Annotated in this window: 18 protein-coding genes, 1 tRNA gene and 1 pseudogene; 16 read left to right on the top strand and 4 right to left on the bottom strand. The window is 75.5% G+C overall.

What is annotated here, in order from left to right; translation table 11 throughout:
- Positions 1 to 133: 133 nt before the first annotated feature.
- Positions 134 to 652, top strand: coding sequence for a hypothetical protein (locus ACQPYN_RS26345; protein WP_433029389.1), 519 nt, complete (start codon positions 134 to 136; stop codon positions 650 to 652).
- A gap of 25 nt (positions 653 to 677) precedes the next feature.
- On the opposite strand, the gene ACQPYN_RS26340 is transcribed toward ACQPYN_RS26345, so the two are convergent.
- On the bottom strand, positions 678 to 1,598 hold the full coding sequence (locus tag ACQPYN_RS26340) for an endonuclease/exonuclease/phosphatase family protein (protein WP_433029387.1): 921 nt from the start codon (positions 1,596 to 1,598) through the stop codon (positions 678 to 680).
- A gap of 351 nt (positions 1,599 to 1,949) precedes the next feature.
- On the bottom strand, positions 1,950 to 3,212 hold the full coding sequence (locus ACQPYN_RS26335; protein ID WP_433029385.1) for a PQQ-dependent sugar dehydrogenase: 1,263 nt from the start codon (positions 3,210 to 3,212) through the stop codon (positions 1,950 to 1,952).
- Positions 3,213 to 3,636: 424 nt separating this feature from the next.
- Between ACQPYN_RS26335 and mfd the strand changes: the two genes are divergently transcribed.
- From mfd to ACQPYN_RS26300, 7 genes are all read left to right on the top strand, one after another.
- A complete protein-coding gene (mfd, locus tag ACQPYN_RS26330; protein ID WP_433029383.1) occupies positions 3,637 to 7,377 on the top strand; it encodes a transcription-repair coupling factor in 3,741 nt (1,246 codons plus the stop codon).
- Positions 7,378 to 7,527: 150 nt separating this feature from the next.
- Positions 7,528 to 8,541: a hypothetical protein gene (locus ACQPYN_RS26325; protein ID WP_433029381.1), complete on the top strand. Its 1,014-nt coding sequence runs from the start codon at positions 7,528 to 7,530 to the stop codon at positions 8,539 to 8,541.
- Complete coding sequence (locus ACQPYN_RS26320; RefSeq protein ID WP_433029379.1) at positions 8,538 to 9,437, top strand: MazG family protein; 900 nt, start codon at positions 8,538 to 8,540, stop codon at positions 9,435 to 9,437. The genes ACQPYN_RS26325 and ACQPYN_RS26320 overlap by 4 nt, the downstream gene beginning before the upstream one ends.
- Before the next feature lie 135 nt (positions 9,438 to 9,572).
- Positions 9,573 to 10,430, top strand: a complete 858-nt coding sequence (gene efeU / locus ACQPYN_RS26315) for an iron uptake transporter permease EfeU (protein WP_433029377.1) — start codon at positions 9,573 to 9,575, stop codon at positions 10,428 to 10,430.
- Positions 10,431 to 10,507: 77 nt separating this feature from the next.
- On the top strand, positions 10,508 to 11,647 hold the full coding sequence (efeO, locus tag ACQPYN_RS26310; RefSeq protein WP_433029375.1) for an iron uptake system protein EfeO: 1,140 nt from the start codon (positions 10,508 to 10,510) through the stop codon (positions 11,645 to 11,647).
- Positions 11,648 to 11,734: 87 nt separating this feature from the next.
- A complete protein-coding gene (gene efeB, locus ACQPYN_RS26305) occupies positions 11,735 to 12,979 on the top strand; it encodes an iron uptake transporter deferrochelatase/peroxidase subunit (RefSeq protein ID WP_433029373.1) in 1,245 nt (414 codons plus the stop codon).
- Between the two features lie 50 nt (positions 12,980 to 13,029).
- On the top strand, positions 13,030 to 13,953 hold the full coding sequence (locus ACQPYN_RS26300; protein WP_433029371.1) for a murein transglycosylase: 924 nt from the start codon (positions 13,030 to 13,032) through the stop codon (positions 13,951 to 13,953).
- Here ACQPYN_RS26300 and ACQPYN_RS26295 read toward each other — a convergent pair.
- Entirely contained in the window at positions 13,950 to 14,387 is a 438-nt protein-coding gene (locus tag ACQPYN_RS26295; RefSeq protein WP_433029369.1) for a tetratricopeptide repeat protein, read from the bottom strand. The genes ACQPYN_RS26300 and ACQPYN_RS26295 overlap by 4 nt on opposite strands.
- A gap of 178 nt (positions 14,388 to 14,565) precedes the next feature.
- Between ACQPYN_RS26295 and eno the strand changes: the two genes are divergently transcribed.
- The 8 genes and pseudogenes from eno (at position 14,566) to ACQPYN_RS26255 (ending at position 23,661) form a co-directional block, all read left to right on the top strand.
- Complete coding sequence (eno, locus tag ACQPYN_RS26290) at positions 14,566 to 15,852, top strand: phosphopyruvate hydratase (RefSeq protein ID WP_274193979.1); 1,287 nt, start codon at positions 14,566 to 14,568, stop codon at positions 15,850 to 15,852.
- Positions 15,853 to 16,216: 364 nt separating this feature from the next.
- Positions 16,217 to 16,387: pseudogene (locus ACQPYN_RS26285) on the top strand (FtsB family cell division protein); the annotation flags it as partial.
- 187 nt (positions 16,388 to 16,574) lie between these two features.
- A complete protein-coding gene (locus tag ACQPYN_RS26280) occupies positions 16,575 to 17,120 on the top strand; it encodes a DUF501 domain-containing protein (protein WP_433029367.1) in 546 nt (181 codons plus the stop codon).
- Positions 17,121 to 17,562: 442 nt separating this feature from the next.
- Complete coding sequence (locus ACQPYN_RS26275) at positions 17,563 to 18,537, top strand: exopolyphosphatase (RefSeq protein WP_433029366.1); 975 nt, start codon at positions 17,563 to 17,565, stop codon at positions 18,535 to 18,537.
- 656 nt (positions 18,538 to 19,193) lie between these two features.
- Positions 19,194 to 19,952, top strand: a complete 759-nt coding sequence (locus tag ACQPYN_RS26270; RefSeq protein ID WP_433039056.1) for a uracil-DNA glycosylase — start codon at positions 19,194 to 19,196, stop codon at positions 19,950 to 19,952.
- A gap of 114 nt (positions 19,953 to 20,066) precedes the next feature.
- Positions 20,067 to 20,143 (top strand) — tRNA-Leu (locus ACQPYN_RS26265).
- A 253-nt stretch (positions 20,144 to 20,396) separates the two neighbouring features.
- Positions 20,397 to 21,257, top strand: coding sequence for a PIG-L deacetylase family protein (locus tag ACQPYN_RS26260; RefSeq protein ID WP_433029364.1), 861 nt, complete (start codon positions 20,397 to 20,399; stop codon positions 21,255 to 21,257).
- A 148-nt stretch (positions 21,258 to 21,405) separates the two neighbouring features.
- Entirely contained in the window at positions 21,406 to 23,661 is a 2,256-nt protein-coding gene (locus ACQPYN_RS26255; RefSeq protein ID WP_433029362.1) for a SpoIIE family protein phosphatase, read from the top strand.
- A 91-nt stretch (positions 23,662 to 23,752) separates the two neighbouring features.
- Here ACQPYN_RS26255 and ACQPYN_RS26250 read toward each other — a convergent pair whose 3' ends face one another.
- The gene (locus ACQPYN_RS26250; RefSeq protein ID WP_433029360.1) at positions 23,753 to 23,995 is read right to left on the bottom strand and encodes an antitoxin; all 243 of its coding nucleotides are present in this window, start codon (positions 23,993 to 23,995) and stop codon (positions 23,753 to 23,755) included.
- Between the last annotated feature and the right edge of the window lie 198 nt (positions 23,996 to 24,193).

Genomic DNA, 24,193 nt, shown 5'->3' with positions numbered 1-24,193 from the left:
AGAGCGACTTCCGGGCCACAGTCGGACGCAAGACAGTGCGTCCGACGCCGCGCCGGCCGGTCCGGCGTGACCGTACGTGACGGAGGCAGCACGACGTGAGCTCGACACATTCCCGACCCGGTGGGTGGCGACGATGAGCGCCCCGGCACGCGGTGGATACGCCGCCTGGGTCAGCTGGCTCGAGGCGTTCCGCCGCGGCGAGGACCCGTCGACCGAGGGCCTCGGCCCGGTGCGCGGGGGCTTCGGGTCGTACGTGGAGGCGCGCCTGCTGGAGCGGCTCTCGACGGCCTTCGCCGAGCGGGTGCGGCAGTGGCAGGCGTCGCTCGGCGACCGCATCGTCGCCCAGCCGCCGGACGGCCCGGTGGCCGCCTCGGCGATGCTGCGCGACGCGGTCGCCCGCCTGGAGCCGCTCGCGAAGCTGGCCGCCTCGCCGCTGGTGCCGCCGGCGCTCGGCGCCTCCATGCGCGACATGCTCACCGTCGTCCGCGAGGGCGCCCGCACCGCGCTCGAGGAGGCCTGGCGCCGCGGGCTCGAGGACGAGCACGTCGCGGGCATGCCCGCGCAGCGGCGGGTGGACCCGCCGGCGCGCCGCCCGCTCGTCGGCGGTGTGCGTCCCGGGCGCGTGCCGGAGGGCGGGGCCCGCCGGAACTGAGGCGCCGGGGTCGCCGGGAGGGACCTCAGCCGAGGCCCACGCGCGCGAGCACGCCGCGGTGGTCGCTGCCCTCGACGTCCACGATCTCGACCTCGCGGGCCGCCGGCCCGCCGGAGGTGAGCACGTGGTCGATCTGGACCCCGAGGAGCCTCGGGGCCGCCGAGGGCCACGTGCCCGTCAAGCCTTCGCCGACGTCGCTCGCCGCGTCCGTGCAGCCGTCGACGGCGTCGCGGAGCTCCGCGTGGTCGAGCGTGGCGTTGAGGTCCCCGGCGACGACCGTCGGCCGGTCGCCGGTGCACCACCGGGACAGCGCCTCGACGTCCCGCTTCCAGGCGTTGGTGTCGCCGGGCTTCGGCGACTGGGGGTGGGTCGCGACGACGCGCACCGGCTGCCCGTCGACGTCGTCGAAGTCGAGGATGAGCGAGGGGAACTCGGTGTCGCGGTTCGGCGTCGCCGTCGGACGGCCGAGCTCGCGGCGCACGAACACGGTCATCGGGCTGTCGTCGCGCCGGGCGTCGGCGGCGAAGACGCGGTAGCCGCTCGTGCCCTCCTCGCCCCCCGAGGTGTCGACGAGGGCCTGCTGGAGGCGGTCGCGCAGGGCGCCGCGGGCCTCGGGCAGGACGACGACGTCGGGGGTCCGCGAGGTGATGAGCGCGGCGAGCGCGTCCGGGTCGGCGCGGCTGAGGTAGGCGCTGGCGGTGAGGACGGTCAGCTCCGGGCCGCCGGTGGCGCCCGCTTCCGACGAGCCGATCGCGCGCGGCAGGACCATCGCGAGCCCCACCACGCCGATCAGGCCGAAGGCGGCGGCCACCGGCCACGCCCGGCGGGCCAGGAGCCCCACGAGCAGGGCGAACACCGTGATCCCGGCGGCGAGCTGCGGCCGGAAGGCGATCGTCTGGACGAACGGCGTGCGGTCGTCGATCCCGAGCAGGTCGGAGAAGGTCACGACGGCCGCGGGCACCCCGAGCACGACGGCGGCGGCGATCGCGCCGCCCCCGCGCGGGGGAGACGGGGTGTGCGGCGGGGTCGAGAGCGCTCGCGCGCCGGCTCCGTGGCGCGGCCGGGGGTCGGGGCGTCGCCGGAGGTGCGGGGTGCCGCCGGTGTGGACATCTGACGGGTCGGCGGGGGCGTCGGGCCCGGACCGCGGCCGGGGGCGGGCCGTAGGGACGGTGTGGTCCCGGCGGACCCGGTGGTCCCGGCGGCCGGCCGGGAGCGGGCGGCGGTGCCCAGCCTCCGCCGTACCCCGGACCGGCCGGTGGGCCCCCGGGCGCGGGGCGCCCGGGGTCGTTCCGACCGGTCACGCGCGGGTCACGCGCAGGAGGACGTCGTCGGAGCCGTTGTCGCTGGTCAGGTACAGGGCGCCGTCGGGACCGAGCCGTGCGCCGCGCAGGCGGCCGAACTCGCCGTCGAGCTCCGGCGGCACGGTGACCTCGACGATGCGGTTCTCGTCGGCACCGGTGCCGGGGCGCATGAAGTAGAGCTTCTCGCCCTTCTGCGCGGACACGGCGAGCAGACCCGCCATGTCTCCCCACGCCGGCCCGTCGAGGAACGCCGCGCCGCTGATCGCCTCGGTGGGGTCGCCCGAGCTCCACGCGGCGGGGACGGCGTCCGGGTAGCGGTCGAGGTCGGTCATCGGCACCGACTCGTCGTATCCGCCGGGGCTCTCGCCGCCCTGGGCCGGGTCCCAGCCGTAGTTCGAGCCGGGGATGACGACGTTCACCTCGTCGTCGATGTCGGGGCCGTGCTCGGCGCTCCAGCCACGCCCGGTGCCGGGCTGGATGGCGACGGCCTGCACGTTGCGGTGCCCGTAGCCCGAGACGAGGCGCTCCGCGGCGCTGCCGGAGGCGGCGAACGGGTTGCCCGGCGCGGGGCCGCCGGTGGCGGGGTCGATGCGCAGCACCTTGCCGCCGAGCGAGCCGCGGTCCTGCGGGATCGTGGCGCGGGCGGTGTCGCCGGTGCCGACGAGCAGCATGCCGTCGGGGGCGAAGGTGGGCCGGCACCCCGAGTGGCGCCCCGACGGGTTCACCGGCAGGCCGCCGACCAGCGGGTCCTGCACGCGGTCGGCCCGCGTCCCGTCGGGCGAGAGGCGCCAGGACACGACGCGAACGTCGACCGGTCGGCCGCCCTCCTGGTGGGTCTGGCAGGTCACGAACGACCCGGAGGTGGCGACGTCCGGCGCCGCGGCGATCCCCATGAGGCCGCCCTCGCCGCGCGCGTAGACCGAGGCGAGGTCGGCGGCGACGGGCGTGACGCGGGCCCCGGGGCCGAGGCCGGTGACGAGCGACAGCGACCCGTCCCGCTGGGTCACCAGCATCCGGTCGCCGCCGACGAACGCGACGTCCCAGGGGTTGGCGAAGTCGCCGGCCACGGTCTCGACCCGCAGCGCGGTGCCGGTCGGTCCGGCCGGCGTCGACGGCGGTGCGGCGGCCCCGGCACCGCCGCCGGACGCGGGTGCCGCGCTCGTCCGGTCCGGACCCTCACTGCACGCGGCGAGGCTCACGGCGAGGAGCGCCGTGAGGGTGAGCAGGGCCCGCGCCGGGCGTGATCGGCTGGAGGTCACGGTCACGATGATGCCGCGTGACGCGTCCGATTCCCGTGGGGGCCCGATCGGGTGAGCCCGTCGGTGGGGAATCTGGGCCGGTCGGCGGCACGGGGTCGGCGAACGGGTGGCGCTGGTCGTCGCCCCGTCGAACGAGGGCATGCCTGTTGAACACGAACGGACCGCACGGTACTTTTTGGCGCGGCGCCGCACCGTCCGTGCGATCCGGGGGGCACGCACGGAGGTCGGGTCCGTCGAGGAGTCGTCGGCCGCGGGGAGCCGGCGACTCCGACCCGAACCGGCCGGAGATCCGCCCCCGCCGGACGCGGTGGCCGTCACAGGCCATCCTGCTCGGCCGTCGGGGCGCGCACGTACCCTGGAGTCCTCCCCGGCGCGCCCGCTCCTGCGCTCGCGCCCGACGGTCCGTCGAAGGGTCCGAAGAAGCTTGTCGCCCGCCGCGTCTCCTGCCGTCTCCTCCCCGCCGTCCGTCGACGCCCACGCTGCGCCCCTGGCCGCCCTGCTGCCCGCGGCGCTCGCCGACCCCGGGCTGCAGGACGTCGTCGCGGCCGCCGGACGGGACGTCGCCGTCGAGGGCCCGACGGGGCTGCGGCCCTTCCTCGCCGCGGCGCTCGCCGCCGCGCCGGGCGAGGGCGGCGAGGTCGGCGGGGCCGGCGCCCCGGTCCTCGTGGTCACCGCCACCGAGCGCGAGGCCGAGGAGCTGACCACCGCGGTGGGCGAGCTGCTCTCCCCCGACGAGGTCGCCCTCCTGCCGAGTTGGGAGACGCTGCCCCACGAGCGGCTCTCCCCGCGCGCCGACACCGTCGGCCGCCGCGTCTCCGTGATGCGCCGGCTGGCCCACCCCGAGGCGCCGGACACCCCGGACGTCCCGCTGCGCGTCGTCGTGACCGCCACCCGCAGCCTCATCCAGCCCGTCGTGCCCGGGCTCGGCGACCTCGAGCCGGTGCGCCTGGCCGAGGGCACCGAGTACGAGCTCGAGGCGCTCACCGCCCGCCTCGTCGACCTCGCGTACGCCCGCGTCGAGATGGTGGAGAAGCGCGGCGAGTTCGCGGTGCGCGGCGGCATCGTCGACCTCTTCCCGCCCACGGCCTCGGCGCCGGTGCGCGTGGAGTTCTGGGGCGACGAGGTCTCCGAGCTGCGCTGCTTCTCCGTCGCGGACCAGCGTTCCCTGCCCGGGGACGGCCCCGACGCCCGCCCGGCCGAGGTCGTCGCCCCGCCGTGCCGCGAGCTGCTGCTCACCGACACCGTGCGCGCCCGCGCCGCGGAGCTCGCCGCCGAGCACACCAAGGACAAGGCCCTCGCCGAGCTGCTCAGCCGGGTCGCGGAGGGCATCCCGTCCGAGGGCATGGAGTCGCTGATCCCCGCCCTGCTCTCCGGGGAGGGGGAGACGCCCGAGCTCGCCCTGGTGCCCGAGCTGCTGCCCAGCGGCGGGCACGTGCTGGTCTGCCACCCCGAGCGCGTGATCACCCGCGCCGCCGATCTCGTGCGCACCGGCCAGGAGTTCCTCGAGGCGTCGTGGCTCGCGGCCGCGGACGGCGCCGACGGCCGCGCCCCGATCGACCTCGGTGCCTCGGCCTACCGCGACCTCGGCGACGTGCGCGCCGTCGCCGCGAAGGCCGGCCGGCCCTGGTGGACGCTGTCGAGCCTCGCGACCGACCCCGACGTCGAGGACGACTCCCACACCCGTGAGGGCGCGCGCGTGCTGCGGCCCGGGTTCACCGCCGTCGAGGCCTACCGCGGCGACATCGCCCGCGCGGCCGCCGACCTGCGGGGGCTGGCGGCGTCCGGCGGGATCGGCGTCGTCGTCGTGCCCGCCGCCGGCACGGCCCAGCGCGCCGCCGAGCAGCTGCGCGAGCACGAGGTGCCGGTGGTCCTCGCGGACGAGGGCCTGCTCGGCGCCCCGCAGCCCGGCGTGGTCACGATCGCGCGCGGGTCGCTGGCCGACGGCGTCACGGCCGGCGGGACGCCGCTGGTGATCGTCACCGAGTCCGACCTCACGGGCAGCCGCTCGAGCGGCGACGGCGTCGTCAAGCGGGCGCCGGTCAAGCGGCGCAACGCCGTCGACCCCCTCACGCTCCAGACGGGCGACTACGTCGTCCACGCCCAGCACGGCATCGGCAAGTTCGTCGAGATGACCCAGCGGACCACCGGCACCGGCCCGGCGCGCACCACGCGCGAGTACCTGGTGCTGGAGTACGCGAGCTCGAAGCGCGGGCAGGCGTCGGACCGGCTGTTCGTCCCCACCGACCAGCTCGACCAGGTCAGCCGCTACGTCGGCGGCGAGCTGCCGACGCTGAACAAGCTCGGCGGCTCCGACTGGTCGAAGACGAAGTCGAAGGCGCGCAAGGCGGTCCGCGACATCGCGGCGTCGCTGGTCCAGCTCTACGCGGCGCGCCAGTCCGCGCCCGGGCACGCGTTCGCGCCCGACACCCCGTGGCAGCGGGAGATGGAGGACGCGTTCCCGTTCACCGAGACGCCCGACCAGGCGTCGGCGATCGACGAGGTCAAGGCCGACATGGAGAAGGCGGTCCCGATGGACCGCGTCATCTCCGGTGACGTCGGCTACGGCAAGACCGAGATCGGGGTGCGCGCGGCGTTCAAGGCGGTGCAGGACGGCAAGCAGGTCGCGGTGCTCGTGCCGACGACGCTGCTCGCCCAGCAGCACCTGCAGACGTTCACCGACCGGATGCGCAACTTCCCGATCACGGTGAAGGGGCTCTCGCGGTTCACGCCGGCCAAGGAGGTCGACGGGATCCTCCGGGGACTCGCCGACGGCAGCGTCGACGTCGTCGTCGGCACCCACCGGCTCCTGCAGACCGGGGTGTCCTGGAAGGACCTCGGGCTGGTGATCATCGACGAGGAGCAGCGCTTCGGCGTCGAGCACAAGGAGCACATCACCGGGCTGCGCGCCCACGTCGACATGCTCTCGATGTCGGCGACGCCGATCCCGCGCACCCTGGAGATGAGCCTCGCCGGCATCCGCGAGATGTCGACGATCCTCACCCCGCCCGAGGAGCGGCACCCGACGCTGACCTACGTGGGCGCCCAGGAGCCCAAGCAGATCGCCGCCGCGATCCGGCGCGAGCTGCTGCGCGACGGGCAGGTCTTCTACATCCACAACCGCGTGCAGTCGATCGACGACGCCGCGGCCAAGCTGCGCCAGCTCGTCCCCGAGGCGCGCATCGTCACCGCGCACGGCCAGATGCCCGAGGAGCGCCTCGAGCGCACCGTCAACGAGTTCTGGGAGCGCGAGCACGACGTCCTGGTCTGTACGACGATCGTCGAGAACGGCCTGGACATCTCCAACGCCAACACCCTGATCGTCGAGCGGGCGGACACCCTGGGGCTCTCCCAGCTCCACCAGCTGCGCGGTCGCGTCGGGCGTGGTCGCGAGCGGGGCTACGCCTACTTCCTCTACCCGGCCGACCAGCCGCTCACCGAGACCGCGCACGACCGCCTCGCCACCATCGCCCAGCACTCCGAGCTGGGCGCCGGCACCGCGGTCGCGATGAAGGACCTCGAGATCCGCGGGGCGGGCAACATCCTCGGCGCCGAGCAGTCCGGGCACATCGCGGGCGTCGGGTTCGACCTCTACGTGCGCCTCGTCGGCGAGGCCGTCGAGGCGTTCAAGGCGCACACCGACGCCGCAGGCGACGGCGACGAGCCGCTGGCGGAGGTGCGCGTCGACCTCCCGATCGACGCCCACGTGCCGCACGACTACGTCGACACCGAGCGTCTGCGCCTCGACGTCTACCGCAAGATCGCCGAGGCGGGCGACGACGCGGCCCTCGACGCCGTCCGCGAGGAGCTCGTCGACCGCTACGGCGAGCCCCCGGTGCCGGTGACGAACCTGCTGGCCGTCGCCGCGTTCCGGCAGGTCTGCCGGCGCCACGGGATCACCGAGGTCGCGGGCCAGGGCAACCAGATCCGGCTCGCGCCGGTCGACCTGCCCGACTCCGCGCAGATGCGCCTCAAGCGCCTCTACCCGCGGGCCCAGTACAAGGCGGCGTCGCGCACCCTCTCGCTGCCCCGGCCCGTCGAGGGCCAGGACGGGCGGGGTCCGGTGAAGATGGGCGCCCCGGCCCTGCGCGACCTGGCCCTGCTGGCCTGGTGCGAGCAGTTGTTCACCCAGCTCTTCCCGGCGCCGGCGGCGGCCGCGGCGACCTGACGGCCCCGCGCTGGAGATCACCAGGCCGAGAAGCACCTCGAGGAGGGGTCGCGAGGTGCTTTTCCCCCTGCTGATCTCCGGTGCGCGCGGGGCACCCGGCTCCCGGGAAGGACGGGGCGGCCGGGGGCACGCGTCCGGGCGGGTGAGAAGGTGACCACCGTGCGTCGCCTGCTGCCGATCGTCACGTCGGTGCTCCTCGGTCTCGTCGTGCTGGCCGGGTGCGGGACGGGGCCGTCCCGGGTGGACGCCGCGGCCGTCGTCGGCGACCAGGTCATCACGATCGACGACATCCAGGGCCGGCTGCGCACCGCGGTGCCGGACCTGCGGGTCGCGGTGGACCAGCAGGGAGCGCAGCAGGGCATCGCGCCCGGCGCGCCGATCCCGCCGCAGCTGCTGGCCCAGGAGTCGCGCCGGCTGGTGACGGTCCGGGTGCTGCACGAGCTGATCGCCGAGCAGTCGCGTCGCGACGGGATCGTCGTGCCGCCGCAGCGGGTGGACGCGGAGCTCGCCCGGGTCGGCGGGGCGGAGGCGGCCGCGCAGGGCAGCGGCTTCGACCCCGCGACGATCCGCGAGCTCGTGGGCGACCAGGTCGCCGCCGCCGAGATCGGCCGCCGGGTCTTCGACCGCCTGGCGGTCACCATCGACTACGCCGCCACGCCGGACCGGGCGTCGGCGGAGGCCCTGGCCGCGCAGGTCGCCGCCGACCCGACGCGCGCCGACCGTCTCTTCGCCGGCGCGCCCGGCGGGGCGGGAGCGAGCGGGCTCGCGCTGCGTCCGGGCCAGAACCAGGGTGCCGAGCTCCGGTCGTCGGCCTCGTCGGTGCTCTTCGGGCTGCCCGCGGGCACCGTCGCGATCACACCGAGCGGCTCGTCGAGCTCGCAGACCGGCCAGCAGCAGGACCCGGCGCAGGGCCCGTGGACGGTCATCCACGTGCGCGAGCGCACCCTCGATGCCCCGCCGCCCGGAGCGGGTGTCACCCCGGCCGGTGCGGTCGACGAGGACACGATGTTCGGGTTCGGCCTGCGCATGCTCCAGCCGCTGGCGCTCGAGGAAGGGGTGACGGTGAGCCCCCGCTACGGCACCTGGGACCCGACGCAGCTCGACGTGGTCGAGGACCCGGCGGCCGCGGGCGTCATCACCCCGGTGCGCAGCCCGGCCCCGTGAGCACCGGCACCACCACGACCGTCGCCGTCGACCCCCGGCTCGGCGCGGTCCTGCCCACGTCGGCGGTGCGCACGGTCGCCGCGGCCGACCAGGTACGCCTGCACCCCGACCTGCCCGCCGAGCTGGCGGAGGCGTTCGCGCGCGACCTCGGCGCGGTCGGGGCGGACACGCCCCGGGCCGAGGGCGTGGTGGTCGAGCTCGTCCCGGGGACCGGGGACCGGCCCGGCGCCGCGCTCCTCGAGGCCGTGCGCGTCATGGACCGCCTGCGCTCGCCCGGCGGCTGCCCCTGGGACGCCGCGCAGACACCGGAGTCGCTGCTGCGCTACCTCGTCGAGGAGACCTACGAGCTCTACGACGCCGTCGCCGACGACGACCGCGAGGCCGTGCGGGAGGAGCTGGGCGACGTGCTGCTCCAGGTCCTCTTCCACGCGCGGATCGCCCAGGAGGACCCGAGCGCGCCGTTCGGGATCGACGAGGTGGCGCAGGAGCTCGTCGCCAAGCTGGTCGGGCGGCACCCGCACGTCTTCGGTGACGGTGAGGTGATCACCGGCGCAGCGGAGCAGCAGGTGCGCTGGGAGGAGCTCAAGGCGGTCGAGAAGCGCCGGGCGTCGGCGCTGGAGGGCGTCGCGCGCGCCCAGCCCGCGGCCGCGCTCGTCGCGAAGTACCTCTCGCGGGCCCGCCGGGCGGGTGTGCCCGACGACCTCCTGGCCGCGGCATCGGACGATCCGCTCTACGCGGACATCGCCGCCGGGCCCGCGGATCCCGAGGGGGCACTGCGGACGGCCGCCGACGAGCTCGCCCGCCGGGTCCGGGCCGCCGAGGACGCGGCGCGCGCCGCGGGGGAGGACCCCGCCGCCCTCGACGCGGAGGCCTGGGCCCGCCACTGGCCGGCCTGAGCCAGCATCAGCCCTGCGTCAGAATCCGGACAATACGGTCACGTCGTGTGATCGCTGTTTCCGACGTCTTCCCTCACGTCGCTCACCGAGGCTAGCCTCACCTCACAGTAGGTAAGGGTGAGCTGAGAGGACGCCATGCTGGGGAACGCCCTGATCGGGCTGCGCGAGGGCCTGGAGGCGTCCCTCGTGGTCAGCATCCTCGTGGCGTTCCTCGTGCGCACGGATCGTCGCCGGGAGCTGCCGAAGGTGTGGCTCGGGGTCGGGATCGCGGTGCTGATCAGCGTCGCCGTCACCCTCGGCCTGACGCTGTCGCAGCAGGCGCTGACGTTCGAGGCCCAGGAGACGCTCGGCGGCTCGCTGTCGATCGTCGCCGTCGGCTTCGTCACCTGGATGATCTTCTGGATGCGCCGGGTCGGGCGGACGATCGCCGCCGAGCTGCAGGGCGGCCTGGAGAAGGCGATCGCCATGGGGTCGCTCGCCGTCGTCCTCATGGCCGCGCTCGCCGTGGGGCGTGAGGGCCTCGAGACCGCGGTGTTCTTCTTCGCCGCGGCCCAGGCGGCCGGGGAGACCACCGGGCCGCTGATCGGGTTCCTCACGGGCATCGCGATCGCGATCGTGCTCGCCTACCTGATCTACCGCGGCGCCATCACGCTGAACCTGGGCAAGTTCTTCACCGTCACCGGTGTCCTGCTGATCTTCGTCGCGGCGGGCATCCTCGCCTACGGCGTCCACGACCTCCAGGAGGCCGGGATCCTCCCCGGGCTCAACACCCTCGCCTTCGACGTGAGCGCCGCGATCCCGGCCGACTCCTGGTACGGCGTGCTGCTCAAGGGCATCTTCAACTTCTCGCCGCAGACCACCGTGGCCGAGGCCGTGGTCTGGGTGCTCTACGTCGCGATCGTGCTGACGCTCTTCCTGCGTCCCGCCCGCAAGCCCGTCTCCGGCGCCGCGCCGCAGGCCACCTCCGAGACCACGGCCGACTCTCCCGCCTGATCTCCCCCCCGACGACCCCGCCCCATCCCGCTCGCACGACCCCGCGCGCCCCGACGCGCGCATCCCGGAGGAGAACGATGTCCCGCAGGCCCCTCGCCGCCGTCACCGGTGCGGCACTGGCGATGATCGCGCTGTCCGCGTGCACGAGCACCGCGCCCCAGGGTGGTGGCGAGGATGGGCCGATCCAGGTCACGGCGTCGGACACCACCTGCGACATCTCCGCGACCGAGGCGCCCGCAGGCAACGTCGCGTTCTCGATCCAGAACACCGGCTCGAAGGTCACGGAGTTCTACGTCTACGGCACGGGCGACCGGATCGTCGGCGAGGTCGAGAACATCGGCCCCGGCCTCTCCCGCCAGCTGCTCGTCGAGGTGCCCCAGGGCGGCCAGTACACGACCGCCTGCAAGCCGGGCATGGTCGGCGACGGCATCCGCGCGCCGTTCAACGTCACCGGCACCGTGCCCGGCTCGACCAGCCAGGACGCCGTACTCGGCGCCGCGGTCGCCGGGTACCAGCGCTACACCAACTCGCAGATCGAGGCGGGGATCGCGAAGACCCAGGAGTTCGTCGACGCGGTCAAGCGGGGCGACGTCCCCGCCGCCCAGGCGCTCTTCCCGGTGTCGCGCACCTACTGGGAGCGCATCGAGCCGGTGGCGGAGTCGTTCGGCGACATCGACCCGCGCGTCGACGGCCGCGAGGACGACGAGCGCGACCCGGGCGTCGCGTTCACCGGGTACCACCGCCTCGAGAAGGACCTGTGGGTCACGGGCCTGCAGCCGGACTCGGCGGCGATCGGCGACACGCTCATGGCCGACATGCGCGAGCTGCAGACCCGCTCCGCGACCGTCCAGCTCACCCCCGTGCAGCTGGCCAACGGCGCGAAGGAGCTCCTCGACGAGGTCGCCACCGGCAAGATCACCGGCGAGGAGGACCGCTACTCGCACACCGACCTGTGGGACTTCCGCGCCAACGTGGACGGCTCGCAGGCCGCGGTCGCCGCGCTGCGCCCGGCGCTCGACCAGCGTGACCCTGCCCTGGGCCCGGTGCTCGACGCCCGCTTCGCCGACGTCGACCGGCTCCTCGAGCAGTACCGGGCCGGTGACGGCTACGTGCTCTACACGCAGCTCACCGAGCAGGACAAGCAGCGCATGACCCAGGCGGTCGACGCCCTCGGCGAGCCCGTCAGCCAGGTCGCCGCGGTGGTGTCCGGGCAGTGAGGTCCGCAGTGAGGTCCGCAGTGACGTCCGTGACGTGGCGGCACGATCGCCGCGAGCTGACCATGGCGGCATGACGGGCCGTACCCGATGACGGGCACCACCGACGAACCCCGGCCGGGCATGTCCCGGCGCCGGCTCCTGGGATGGACCGGCGCCGGGGCGGCCCTGGCCGGGGTCGGTGCCGTGGCGGGCTACTCCGCCGCGGAGGCCGACCCGCCGCCCGACCCGTCCGGCGGCGTCGTGCCGTTCCGCGGCGTGCACCAGGCCGGGATCATCACGCCGGCGCAGGACCGGCTGCACTTCGTCGCGCTCGACCTGACCACCGTCGACCGTGCGGCGGTCATCAGCCTGCTGCGGCGGTGGACGACGGCCGCGGAGCGCATGACCGCCGGCGCCGAGGCCGCGCCCGGCGGCGCGGTGAACCGGAACCCGGAGGCCCCGCCGAGCGACACCGGCGAGGCGCTCGGCCTGCCGGCGTCCGCGCTGACGATCACCTTCGGGATCGGCGGGAGCCTGCTGGACAAGCTCGGCATCCCGCGTCCGCCGGAGCTCGCCGACCTCCCGCCGTTCCAGCTCGACACCCTCGACCCGGCGCTCTCCGGCGGCGACCTGTGCCTGCAGGCGTGCTCGAACGATCCGCAGGTCGCGGTGCACGCGGTGCGCAACCTCGTGCGCACCGGCTTCGGGACGACATCGGTGCGCTGGTCGCAGCTCGGGTTCGGGCGGACGTCGTCGACGTCCACGAGCCAGCAGACCCACCGCAACCTCTTCGGCTTCAAGGACGGCACCCACAACCTCAAGGCCGAGGACACCGCCGCGCTCGACGAGCAGGTCTGGGTGCCGCCGGCGCAGGGCCCCGCGTGGCTGACCGGCGGCACGTACCTCGTGGCACGCCGCATCCGGATGTACGTCGAGACCTGGGACCGCACCTCGCTGGCCGAGCAGGAGTCGCTCACCGGCCGCACCAAGGGGGAGGGCGCCCCCATCGGGCAGGCCCGCGAGTTCGACATCCCGAACCTGGGCCCCGGCTCCCCGATCCTCGAGGACGCGCACATCCGCCTCGCCTCGGCGCAGAACAACGGCGGCGCGCGCATCCTGCGCCGCGGCTACAACTTCGTCGACGGCAGCGACGGGCTGGGCCACCTCAACGCGGGCCTGTTCTTCCTCGCGTTCATGCAGGACCCCCGGCGCCAGTTCGTGCCGATGCAGAGCCGGCTCGCCCGCAACGACAAGATGATGGAGTACATCCGGCACACCGGGTCGGCGGTGTTCGCGGTCCCGCCGGGGCTCGGCGAGGGCGCCTACTGGGGGCAGTCGCTGCTCGAGGGGTGACGACCGGGTCGGGGGAACCCGTCACCTACCGCCCCGTAATCTCCACGGCGATGAGCGCACCCACCGACCCCTCACCGGGGTCCCGCGATCGTGCCCCGGGGCCCCGCCGGTCGACGGTGCGCAGTGGCGTGGACGAGGGCGGGACCCCGCCCCCGCCGCGGCGGAGGCTCGCGCTCATCGGCCGTCTCGGTCTCGTGGTGCTGCTGCTCCTGGCCGTCGTCGCGACGGTGGTCGTCGTGAGCCAGCGCAACCAGTTCGGGCGCGAGGACGCGGGCGCCGAGGAGATCCCGGCCCTCGAGGTCGCTCCCGCCCCCGTGCAGCTCGGCACCGTCGCGCAGCCCGACGCGCTCGCGCCGCCCACCTCGCTCGTGCCCGGCGGCGCCCCGTCGCAGGCGCCCGCGGGCGGTGCGCGCACCGTGTCCGGCTGGGCGACCGACATCGCCGGCCGCGTCGACGTCCCCGCCCGCGCCCTGCAGGCCTACGGCCAGGCCGACCTCGCGGTGAAGCAGGAACAGCCGGACTGCAACCTCTCGTGGGTCACGGTCGCGGGCCTCGCGCGCATCGAGTCCAACCACGGCCGCTACCGGGGCGCCTCGATCGCCGACAACGGCGACGTCACCCCGCGCGTCGTCGGCGTCCCCCTCGACGGCACCGGCGGCAACCGCACCATCGGGGACTCCGACGGCGGCGTCCTCGACGGCGACGCCGCGCTCGACCGCGCCGTCGGCCCGCTGCAGTTCATCCCGTCGACCTGGGCGAAGTGGCGTTCCGACGGCAACGGCGACGGCGTGGCCGACCCGAACAACATCTTCGACGCCGCCCTGGCCGCGGGCCGCTACCTCTGCGCCGGCGGCCGCGACCTCGCCACCGGCCCCGGCTGGCGGGCCGCGGTGCTGTCGTACAACAACTCCGACGAGTACGGCCGCCGCGTCTACGCCGCCGCCGACTCGTACGCCTCGGCGAGCCAGGCCTAGGGGTTGCTGCCGCCCGCTCGATCGGAGCGGACGGCGATGTTCGCGCTGACCTCGCCCAGGGCCTCCTGGTACTCGGGCCTCGGGTCCATCGCCGCGGCCATGCGCAGCTGGGTGCGGGCCTCGACGAGCCGGCTCTGACGCTGCAGCGTGCGTCCGAGGGCGAAGCGCGCGTAGTGGTCGGCCGGGTCGAGCTCGAGCACGCGCAGGAAGCCCTCCTCGGCGCGCCGGAACTGCGCGGAGGCCAGGTAGGCGCGGGCGGCCAGCAGGTGCACCGAGGCCGCCTCCGGCTCGTCGGCGAGCAGCGGGGCCAGGGCCTTGAGGGCGTCGAGCGGCCGGCGTCGCTCGAGGAGGTCCTCGGCGCGGCGGAACGCCTCCACCGCCGACACCCCCGGGGTGCCCTCCAGGTCGGCGGGGTCGTGCTGCGCAGCGGACATCCCTGCCACCGTAGGCCGCGTCCCGGCGCCGCGCGAGGGACCGATCCGCTCTCGGACGTCCCCGAGCGTGGCGTCTCGGGGAGCCCGGGCACGGCGTCTACGATGCGGACGACGTGCCGTGCCCCGGGGCGCGGCGAGGCGATACAGCGTTCATCTGAGGCGTTCGGAGGCACGGTCCGTGGCGGTCATCGAGCAGGTCGGCGCACGAGAGATCCTCGACTCGCGGGGCACACCCACGGTCGAGGTCGAGGTGGCGCTCGACGACGGCACGCTGACCCGCGCCGCCGTGCCCTCCGGGGCCTCCACCGGCGAGCACGAGGCGGTCGAGCTGCGCGACGGCGACGACTCCCGCTACCTGGGCAAGGGCGTCGAGCGCGCCGTCGCCGGGGTGCTCGACGAGATCGGGCCCGGCCTGGTCGGCATCGACGCCGCCGAGCAGCGCGTCGTCGACCAGAAGCTCATCGACCTCGACGGCACGCCGGACAAGTCGCGTCTCGGCGCCAACGCGCTGCTGGGCGTGTCGCTGGCCGTCGCCCGCGCCGCCGCCGAGTCGGCCGAGCTCGACCTCTTCCGCTACGTCGGCGGCCCGAACGCCCACGTGCTGCCGGTGCCGATGATGAACATCCTCAACGGTGGCGCCCACGCCGACTCCGGGGTGGACATCCAGGAGTTCATGATCGCGCCGATCGGCGCCGAGTCGTTCCGCGAGGCCCTGCGCTGGGGTGCGGAGGTCTACCAGGCGCTGAAGAAGGTGCTCAAGGGCAAGGGCCTCTCGACGGGCCTGGGCGACGAGGGCGGGTTCGCGCCGTCGCTGCCGCACAACCGCGAGGCGCTGGACCTCATCGTCTCCGCGATCCGCGAGGCGGGCTACACGCCCGGCCGCGACATCGTGCTGGCCCTGGACGTCGCGGCCAGCGAGTTCTTCTCCGACGGCGTGTACCGCTTCGAGGGCGAGACCCGCAGCGCCGCGCAGATGAGCTCGTACTACGGCGAGCTGCTCGACGCCTACCCGCTGGTCTCGATCGAGGACCCGCTCTCGGAGAACGACTGGGACGGCTGGACCAAGCTCACCGGCGACGTCGGCGACCGCGTCCAGATCGTCGGCGACGACCTGTTCGTCACCAACATCGAGCGTCTCGAGGAGGGCATCGAGCGCCGCGCCGCGAACGCCCTGCTGGTCAAGGTCAACCAGATCGGCACGCTCTCGGAGACCCTCGACGCCGTCGCGCTCGCCCAGCAGTACGGCTACCGCTGCATGATGAGCCACCGCTCCGGCGAGACCGAGGACACGACGATCGCGGACCTCGCGGTGGCCACCAACTGCGGCCAGATCAAGACCGGTGCGACGGCCCGCTCCGAGCGCGTCGCGAAGTACAACCAGCTGCTGCGCATCGAGGAGGCCCTCGGCGACGCCGCGCGCTACGCCGGCGACCTGGCCTTCCCGCGCTTCGACCCGGACGCCTGAGCCGGGTGGCCGCGCCCGACCGCCACGACCGCGCCGCCGACGGCCCCACGGGGTCGTCGGGCGGTGCGGGGTCGGGCGGGTCGGGATCGGGGTCGGCCGGCCGGGGTCGGGGACGCCGCACCGGGCGGGGCGCCGTGTCGTCGGGTACCCGGGGCACGTCGGGCACCCGGGGCGCGGGGGCCGCGTCGTCGTCCCGTGGGCGCACGCGGGCCCGTCAGGGGCCCCGCCGCGACCCGCAGCGCGTCGTGCGCCGTCGCCACCCGCTGCGCGTCCCCTCCGGTCCCGCGGCCGCCGCCGCACGGGCGCGCCGCGCCGCCGCCGCGACCGGGGCGCGCTGGGGCTCTCGACCGCCCGCCGGGCCGCCGTGCTCGCCGTCGTGGTGTGTGCGCTGGCCCTGACCGTGGCGGTGCCCCTGCGCAACTACGTGACCCAGCGCCACGAGATCGCCGCCGTGGCGGCCGAGCAGGAGCGCCTGGCCCGTGACGTCGGCACCCTGACCGACGAGCGCTCGGCGTTGCGCGACCCGGCGCACATCGAGGCGCTGGCCCGCGAGCGTCTCGGCTACGCCCGCCCGGGCGAGGTGCCCTACCGCGTCGAGCTGCCCGGCGACGCGAACGCCCCGCGCGACCCCGCGACGCCGGATCGGGGGCCGAGCTGCCGCCCGCCGAGGCCGACCTGCCCTGGTACGCCCGCGTCGCCCGCACGACCCTCGGCACGGCCCCGTGAGCCACAGCGCCCCCGACGGCGGGCCGACGCCGCACGACGTCGACGCCGTGACCGGGCAGATCGGCCGGCGTCCCCGGGGTCTGCGCCGGGTCGCGCACCGCTGCCCGTGCGGCCTGCCCGACGTCGTCGAGACCGCGCCGCGCCTCGAGGACGGCACCCCGTTCCCGACGCTCTACTACGCGACCTGCCCGCGGCTGACCTCGCGGATCGGCACGCTCGAGGCCGACGGGCTGATGCGCGAGCAGACCGAGCGCCTCGAGTCCGACCCCGACTTCGCCGCGCGCTACGCGAAGGCCCACGCGGACTACCTCGCCGAGCGCGACGCGATCGAGCCGCTGGGCACCGACGTCAGCGCCGGCGGCATGCCGACGCGCGTCAAGTGCCTGCACGTCCACGTCGCCCACACCCTGGCCCGCGGGCCGGGGGTGAACCCGTCCGGCGACGAGGCCCTCGAGCGCCTCGACGCGTGGTGGCACGCCGGACCGTGCGTCGGCCCGTCCGCCGACGGCTCGGGCGGATCCGAGACACCCCCGACGGGCTGACGTCGCGGCGCTCCACCGGGCGACGGACCCGGGGCCGATCCGTCCCGATCACCGGCACGCACCGTGGCGCGGGGATCCCGGCCGGGTGGACCCGCACCCCGGCCCGGTCACGAGCCCCCTCTCGGTTTGATAGACACGCGCGTCGCACCCCAGGATGGTCCTACCGGTTCCCCCGACCGGTGCAGTGCGACGGTGCGGACGGCCCGTCGTACGACCGGGTACCGGGCCCGCGCCGGGACGCCGCACGGCGACCCCGCAGGCCCTCCCGCAGCCCGGCCGCCGGGCGCCCCCTCCCGCCGGGGCGCCCGGCGACCGGACCGGAGGCCCGGGCCCGGGGAGATCCCGACGACCCCGCCCCCGGCGGAACGGCCTCGTCCTCAGTAGCGTCGACACCCGAGCCCGGGCGAGCGGCCCGGGGGAGCACCACGTGCAGGGGGCGTCCATGCCACGCGTCGCGGCCGTCGACTGCGGAACGAACTCGATCCGGCTGCTGGTCGCCGACGTCACCGTCCGCGAGGACGGCTCGGCCTGGCTCAAGGACGTGCACCGCGAGATGCGCATCAACCGGCTCGGCCAGGGCGTCGACGCCACCGGCCGGCTCGCGCCGGAGTCGCTGACGCGGACCCGCGAGGCGCTCGCCGCCTACTCCGAGATGCTGCGGCGCCACGGCGTCGCCGTGGGGCCCGACACCGTGCGCGTCTGCGCCACCTCGGCCACCCGGGACGCCGAGAACCGCGAGGAGTTCTTCGGCGCGGTCCGCGAGATCGTCGGGGTCGACGCCGACGTCATCACCGGCGACGAGGAGGCCCGCCTCTCGTTCGCGGGCGCGGTGGCCGACCTCGACCCGGACGAGGGCCCGTTCGTCGTCGCCGACGTCGGGGGCGGGTCCACCGAGATCGTCACCGGTACGTGGGACGCGGTGCGCGCGGACGTCACGGCGGCCCGGTCGACGGACGTGGGCTGCGTGCGGCTGACGGAGAAGTTCCTGCACGACGACCCCCCGACCGCCGAACAGATCACCGAGGCCGAGGAGTTCACCCGCGCGACGCTGGCGCCCGCGTTCGCCGAGGTGGCCGTCGCCGACGTCCAGACCTGGGTGGCCGTCGCCGGCACCGCCACGACGCTCGCCGCCGTGGGCATGGACCTGCGGACCTACGACGCCGACCGCATCCACCTCTCGCGCCTCGGGCTGGACGACGTCATCGCCACCGCGCGCCGGCTCGAGGCGATGCCCCGCGAGGAGCGCGCGGCGCTGGGCCCGATGCACCCGGGGCGGGTCGACGTCATCGGCGGTGGGTCGCTGGTGATGCGGGTGCTCGCCGAGGAGCTCGCCGAGCGCACCGACGTCACCGAGCTCGTGGTCTCCGAGCACGACATCCTCGACGGGATCGCCCGGGCGCTGGCGGCCCGGTGGTGACAGCCCGGCCGGCCGACCCGCCGGGCGTCCTGCCGCTCGCCGCGCTCGTTCTCGCCCGGCGCGTCCGGGCGCTGGTGGCCGTCACCGTCGTCCACACGATCGTCCTCGCGGTGGCCGCGTGGATCGCGGGCAACGGGCCCACCCTGCCGAGCGTGGCGGCCCTCGCCGCGCACCTCGCGATCTCGCTGGCCGCCGCCCTGCCGGTGCGCTGGCAGTTCGCGGGCGACCCCGCGGTCCGCGAGCGCCGGGCCGTGCGGGCGATGACGGTGTCGTTCGTGGTCCTCGCGGTCTACAGCGCGGTGGACGCCGTCGCCGACGCCCTGACACCCGGCCGGCCCGGGAGACGCTGGTCGGCGGACTGCTCGGCCTCGCGGCCGCGGTCGCGCTGCCGCTGCTCGTCGCCGCCGACGCGCGGACCGCCCGGGCGCAGGGCGCCGACCGCGATCCGCGCGTCCGCCCCGCCGCGCCGACCGGGCTGGTCGTGGCGCTGTGCGCCGTGCTGGTCGCGGCGTCCGGCGTCGATCTCCTCGCGAGCACGGCGGTGGCACCCTCGCTGGCCGCGCCGACCGTCTCGGCGGTCGTGGCCGTGCTCGCGGCCCGGGAGGCCTGGGGTGCCTGGCACCACTGACCCCGCTGACCCCGCTGACCCCGCACGCGTGTCCGACCTCCCGGCGCTCGACGCGGCGGTGTCGGAGTGCCGGGCCTGCCCCCGGCTGGTGGCGTGGCGGGAGGAGGTCGCGGTCACCAAGCGGGCCGCGTTCCGCGACGAGACCTACTGGGGCCGCCCGGTGCCCGGGTTCGGTGCGGTGGACGCCCGGCTGCTGATCGTGGGCCTCGCCCCCGCGGCCCACGGCGCCAACCGCACCGGGCGCATGTTCACCGGCGACCGCAGCGGCGACGTCCTCTACGCCGCGCTGCACGCCGTCGGTCTCGCCTCCCAGCCGACGTCGGTCGCGATCGGCGACGGCCTCGAGCTCTACGGCGTCCGGATCACCGCGCCCGTGCGCTGCGCCCCGCCCGAGAACAAGCCCACGCCGGACGAGCGCGACCGCTGCCGGCCGTGGCTCGCCCGCGAGCTCGCCCTGCTGCGCGACACCGTGCGCGCGGTCGTCGTGCTCGGCGGGTTCGGGTGGCAGGCGCTGCTCCCCGTGCTGGCCACCCCGGACCCCGCGGGCGGGCACCCGGGCTGGGTGGTGCCGCGTCCCCGGCCGGCCTTCGGGCACGGGGCGCACGTGACGCTCGCGCCGGCCGCACCCGGCGAGGCGGCCCCGCTCGAGGTGTTCGGGAGCTACCACGTCAGCCAGCAGAACACCTTCACCGGACGGCTCACCCCGGCGATGCTCGAGGACGTGCTCGCCGGCGCCGCCCGCGCCGCCGGCCTGGAACCGACCACCCCACAGCGACCGGAAAGCTAGGCTTCCCAGGTCGGTGAGAAGCCCACGGAGGTGACCACCGGACGTGGCGCCGCAGGTCTGTAGGTCACGCGACGGAGGAGCGTGAGCGACAGAATCGGCTTGCCGCGACTCCGAGCCCTCGTAGCCCAATCGGCAGAGGCAGGCGACTTAAAATCGCCGCAGTGTGGGTTCGAACCCCACCGAGGGCACCACCTGATCGCCGACCGGATCGTCACCCGTCTCCCCGGCTCGTCGCCTGCCCGTCACCGTCGACACCCCGGCCGGTCGACCGCGTGTCACCCGCCCGTCGCAGCGGCAGCGCGGAGAGCGGTCGGCCCGGTGCTGCGGCTCGCGGTGATCGACCGCTCGGGCGCCCGGGACGAACCGCTCGACGCCCACCCCCGGAAAGCTGCTCCGAACGGGCGAGAAGATCAGCGAGACTTCCCTGCAGGGAGGTGAGGCGCCGTGGCTGACCCGGGGGACCTGTCGGGGCGGATCCCCGCGCCGCAGGGCGCGCGTCCGCCGTGGCGCGAGCTCGAGGGGCTGCGCCCGCTGACGCTGCGGGCGTGCCGCCGCCTCATCGTCGTCGCGCCGCACCCGCGTGACGAGATCCGCGCCGCCGGCGGCCTGCTGCGCCGCCTCGCCGCGCGGCACGCCTCGGTCGACGTGCTCGCGCTCACGGACGGTCCCGGCCGCACGTGCACCCCGCCCGAGGGCATCGCGGTCCCCGATCCCGGCGACCTCGGTGCCGACGTCGTCGTGCGCCCGGACGACCTCGGCGACCCCGACACCCTCGACATGGTGCTGGCGCGCCTCGAGGGGATCGCGCCGGAGGACGGCGACGGCGAGGAGCCCGCAGGCGACCCCGAGGAGGTCGCGCTCGCCGACGCGTACCGCGCCCTGGGCGTCGCCGAGGTCCGCCGGCACCGCCTCGGGCTCCCCGACGCCGGGCTGTCGCGCTGCGAGGCCGATGTGGTCGGGGCGCTCAGCGAGATCGTCGGCTTCGTCGAGGATCCGCACGGACTGTGCGTGCTCGCCCCGTGGTCCGGGGACGGCGACGACGACCACGAGGCGGCCGGGCGCGCCGCGGAGATCGTGTGCGCCGCCTACCGCGTGCGGCTCGTGCGGTGGCTGGACCAGGCGTGGAGCTGGGCCGGGCCGGAGTCCGCCGAGGTGCCGTGGCGGCGTGCGCGCCAGCTCGCGCTGTCGGAGACGGTCCAGGCCCGTAAGCTCGCGGCCAGCGCGGCGTTCGGTGGCCGTCCCGGACGCGATCGCGAGCTGCCCGACGGCTCGGCCCCCGGTCCCCGTGAGGTCTTCCTGGTGTGAGCAGGTTCCCCCTCCTCCTCTCGGGTGCTCCGACACCCACCGTGTCCCCCGTGGCGTCACCTGTCCGGACGCTTCGGTCCGGGCCCGGACGTCTTCATGGGTGTCATCCGCCGATCGACGGCCGGTGGTGGCCGATAGGCTGCGCCAGGTGACGGGCTGGACGAAGGACGACCACGGTGAGGTGGCGACCGACTACCGCGGGTCGTCCACCGAGGTCGAGCCGGACTACGCCGCCCAGGCCCAGCAGGTGCGGGACGCCGTCGTCAACGGGGGCGGCGTCCGTGAGCCCGACCTCCCGCAGGTGCTGCACACCGCCCCGGCCGCCGTCGCGCTCATCGACCTCGGCGAGGGGCTCGTCACCTACGCCAACGACTCCGCCGCGGGACTCACCGGTGGCCGGGCGTCGCTGCCGATCGACGTCGACGCCTGGAGCGAGGCCGCCGGCCTGACCGACCTGTCCGGCCGCCCGATGCGCGACACCGCGTCGCCGCTGTCGCGGGTCGCCCAGGGCATCCCCGTCTCGGGCGAGCCGGTCGCCGTCTCCGACGCCGCACGCCGCGGCTCCGTGGCCAGCGACGAGGAGCGCGAGGAGGCCGAGGGCCGGCTGCTCTGGGTCACCGGCTTCCCGCTCTCGGAGGCGGTGAACGCCGACGAGCGCCGGCTCGCGCTGGTGGTCTTCCTCCAGCTCTCGGGCGCCGGGGCGCAGCGCCACCTCGAGATGGTGCGCGACCGCGCCGTGGTGGCGACGGAGCTGTCGTTCACGATCTCGGACCCGTCGCGCGAGCAGAACCCGCTGGTGTGGGTCAACCCGGCGTTCTCCCGGCTCACGGGCTACGAGCTCGACGAGGTCCTCGGGCGCAACTGCCGCTTCCTGCAGGGCCCGAACACCGACCCCGCCTCGATCTCGCGGATCCGCACCGCGCTGGCCGAGGAGCGCCCGATCACCGAGGTGCTGCTCAACTACCGGCGCGACGGCACGGCGTTCTGGAACCAGGTGTCGATCACCCCGGTGCTCGACGGCCAGGGTCGCGTCGTCAACTTCGTGGGCGTCCAGTCCGACGTCACCGAGCGCGTCATGGTGGAGAACGAGCGCCGTGCCGCGCTCGCCGCCGCGGAGGAGACCCGCGAGCAGCTCCGCCTGCTCACCGAGTCGACCTCGGCGATGTCCGCGAGCCTCGACACCACCGGTGTCGCCGAGGCGCTCGCCCGGATCGTCGTCCCGGCGATGGCCGACTTCTGCTGCGTCGACCTGCTCGAGGAGGCCGACGGCAACTCGTCGGTGCGCCGCGCCGCGGTCAACCACCGCGACGAGTCGAAGGTCGACGACGTCCGCGGGCTGGGCCGGTGGATCAGCCCCACCGAGGACGGGCGCGACCCCGTCGGGCAGGCGCTCGGCAGCGGCACGCCCTCCTTGCTGCCCGAGCTCCCGGTCCGTCCCGCCGGCCTCGCCGAGCAGCCCGAGCTGCTCGGGCGGTACGAGGCGCTGCGGCCGCGCTCGGCCGTCGTCGTCCCGCTGCGGGCCCGCGGACAGGTGCTCGGCGCGCTGACCCTGGGCACGGAGCTGCCCTACGGCCGTCGCTACTCCCAGCGCGACCTCTACCTGGCCGCCGACCTCGCGGCGCGCGCCGGCCTCGCGGTCGACAACGCCCGGCTCTACGCCCGCGAGCACGCCGCGGCCGAGACCCTGCAGCGCAGCCTGCTGCCCGCGGTGCCGCCGATGACGGGCATGACGGTGGCCTCGCGCTACCTCGCGGCGACGGACGGCGCCCAGGTCGGCGGCGACTGGTACGACATGCTCCCGCTGCCCGACGGCGCGGTCGGCCTCGCGGTCGGCGACGTCGTCGGCCACGACCTGCGGGCCGCGGCGGCGATGGGTGAGCTCCGCGGGGTGCTGCGCTCCTACGCCTGGGAGGGCCTCGGCCCGGCCGAGGTGGTCGACCGCTGCAACGACGTCATCAAGGGCCTCGGCATGGCCGCGATGGCCACCGCGGTCTACGCCCGGCTCGAGCGCGGGGACGGCGGCGGCTGGACGATGCGCTACGCCAACGCCGGGCACCCGCCGCCGCTGCTGCGGCGGGCCGACGGCCGGGTGGAGCTGCTCACCGGCAACCTGTCGCCGATGATCGGCGCCACGCGGGAGGTCCCCCGCGAGGAGACGGTGGTGGCCTGCGGGGCGGGGGACGTGTTCCTCCTGCACACCGACGGGCTCATCGAGGCGCCCGGCACCGACCCGGACGAGCGCACCCAGCTGATCGCCGACACCCTCGCCGCCCAGCCGCCGGACATCCCGGTCGAGGAGCTCTGCGACCGCCTGCTCGGCGTGCTCGGGGTCGACGGGCTCCGCGACGACGCGGTGCTGCTGGCCATCCGCATCGACGCCGCGGACGGGCCCGCCGCGGCCTGACGGGCTGACGCACCGCGGGGCACCCGGACGCACGACGGCCCGGCGCCGTCAGCGACGGGCCGGGCCGAGGTGTGGATCGGGGGAGTCCGCGTCAGGGACGCGGGGGCTCCTCGCCGGGCGGGGGCGGCGGCGGGCCCTGTCCCTCCGGCGGGGGCGGCTGCTCCTGGCCGCCGTGCAGGTAGTCCTTGGCCTTCTCGCCGAACTGGTCGACCTGCTGCTCGTGGCCGAACTTCTCGCCGACGGCGTCGGTACCCTTGTCGACGTAGCCGTCCGCCTTGTCCGGGTTCTTCCCGGCCCAGTCCTTGGCCTTGTCCGCCATCTTGCCGAGATCCATCCCGACACCCCTTCCTGCCGACTGCGGGGCTTCGGCCCGAGAGTGCCCCGCCCTCGCAGCATGACACCTCCCGCGGGGGCTCATACCTCCGAACGGGGACCTAGACTGGGAGCCGCCCCCCATCTCGGGCGGAAGCGGACACGGTGCGTGGTGACCGCATCCGGTAAAGTTCTGTTTACCGAGCGGGAACCGAAGCCC

Source organism: Actinomycetospora sp. CA-053990 (assembly GCF_050948445.1).
GTDB lineage: Bacteria > Actinomycetota > Actinomycetes > Mycobacteriales > Pseudonocardiaceae > Actinomycetospora > Actinomycetospora callitridis.
This window is presented reverse-complemented; position numbering and strand designations above follow the sequence as displayed.

Bases quoted from the DNA above. Each gene is read 5' to 3' on its own strand.
- efeO (WP_433029375.1), top strand. From the start codon at position 10,508: ATGTCCCGCAGGCCCCTCGCCGCCGTCACCGGTGCGGCACTGGCGATG.
- ACQPYN_RS26250 (WP_433029360.1), bottom strand. From the start codon at position 23,995: ATGGATCTCGGCAAGATGGCGGACAAGGCCAAGGACTGGGCCGGGAAG.
- efeB (WP_433029373.1), top strand. From the start codon at position 11,735: ATGACGGGCACCACCGACGAACCCCGGCCGGGCATGTCCCGGCGCCGG.
- ACQPYN_RS26295 (WP_433029369.1), bottom strand. From the start codon at position 14,387: ATGTCCGCTGCGCAGCACGACCCCGCCGACCTGGAGGGCACCCCGGGG.
- efeU (WP_433029377.1), top strand. From the start codon at position 9,573: ATGCTGGGGAACGCCCTGATCGGGCTGCGCGAGGGCCTGGAGGCGTCC.
- ACQPYN_RS26275 (WP_433029366.1), top strand. From the start codon at position 17,563: ATGCCACGCGTCGCGGCCGTCGACTGCGGAACGAACTCGATCCGGCTG.
- ACQPYN_RS26300 (WP_433029371.1), top strand. From the start codon at position 13,030: ATGAGCGCACCCACCGACCCCTCACCGGGGTCCCGCGATCGTGCCCCG.
- ACQPYN_RS26345 (WP_433029389.1), top strand. From the start codon at position 134: ATGAGCGCCCCGGCACGCGGTGGATACGCCGCCTGGGTCAGCTGGCTC.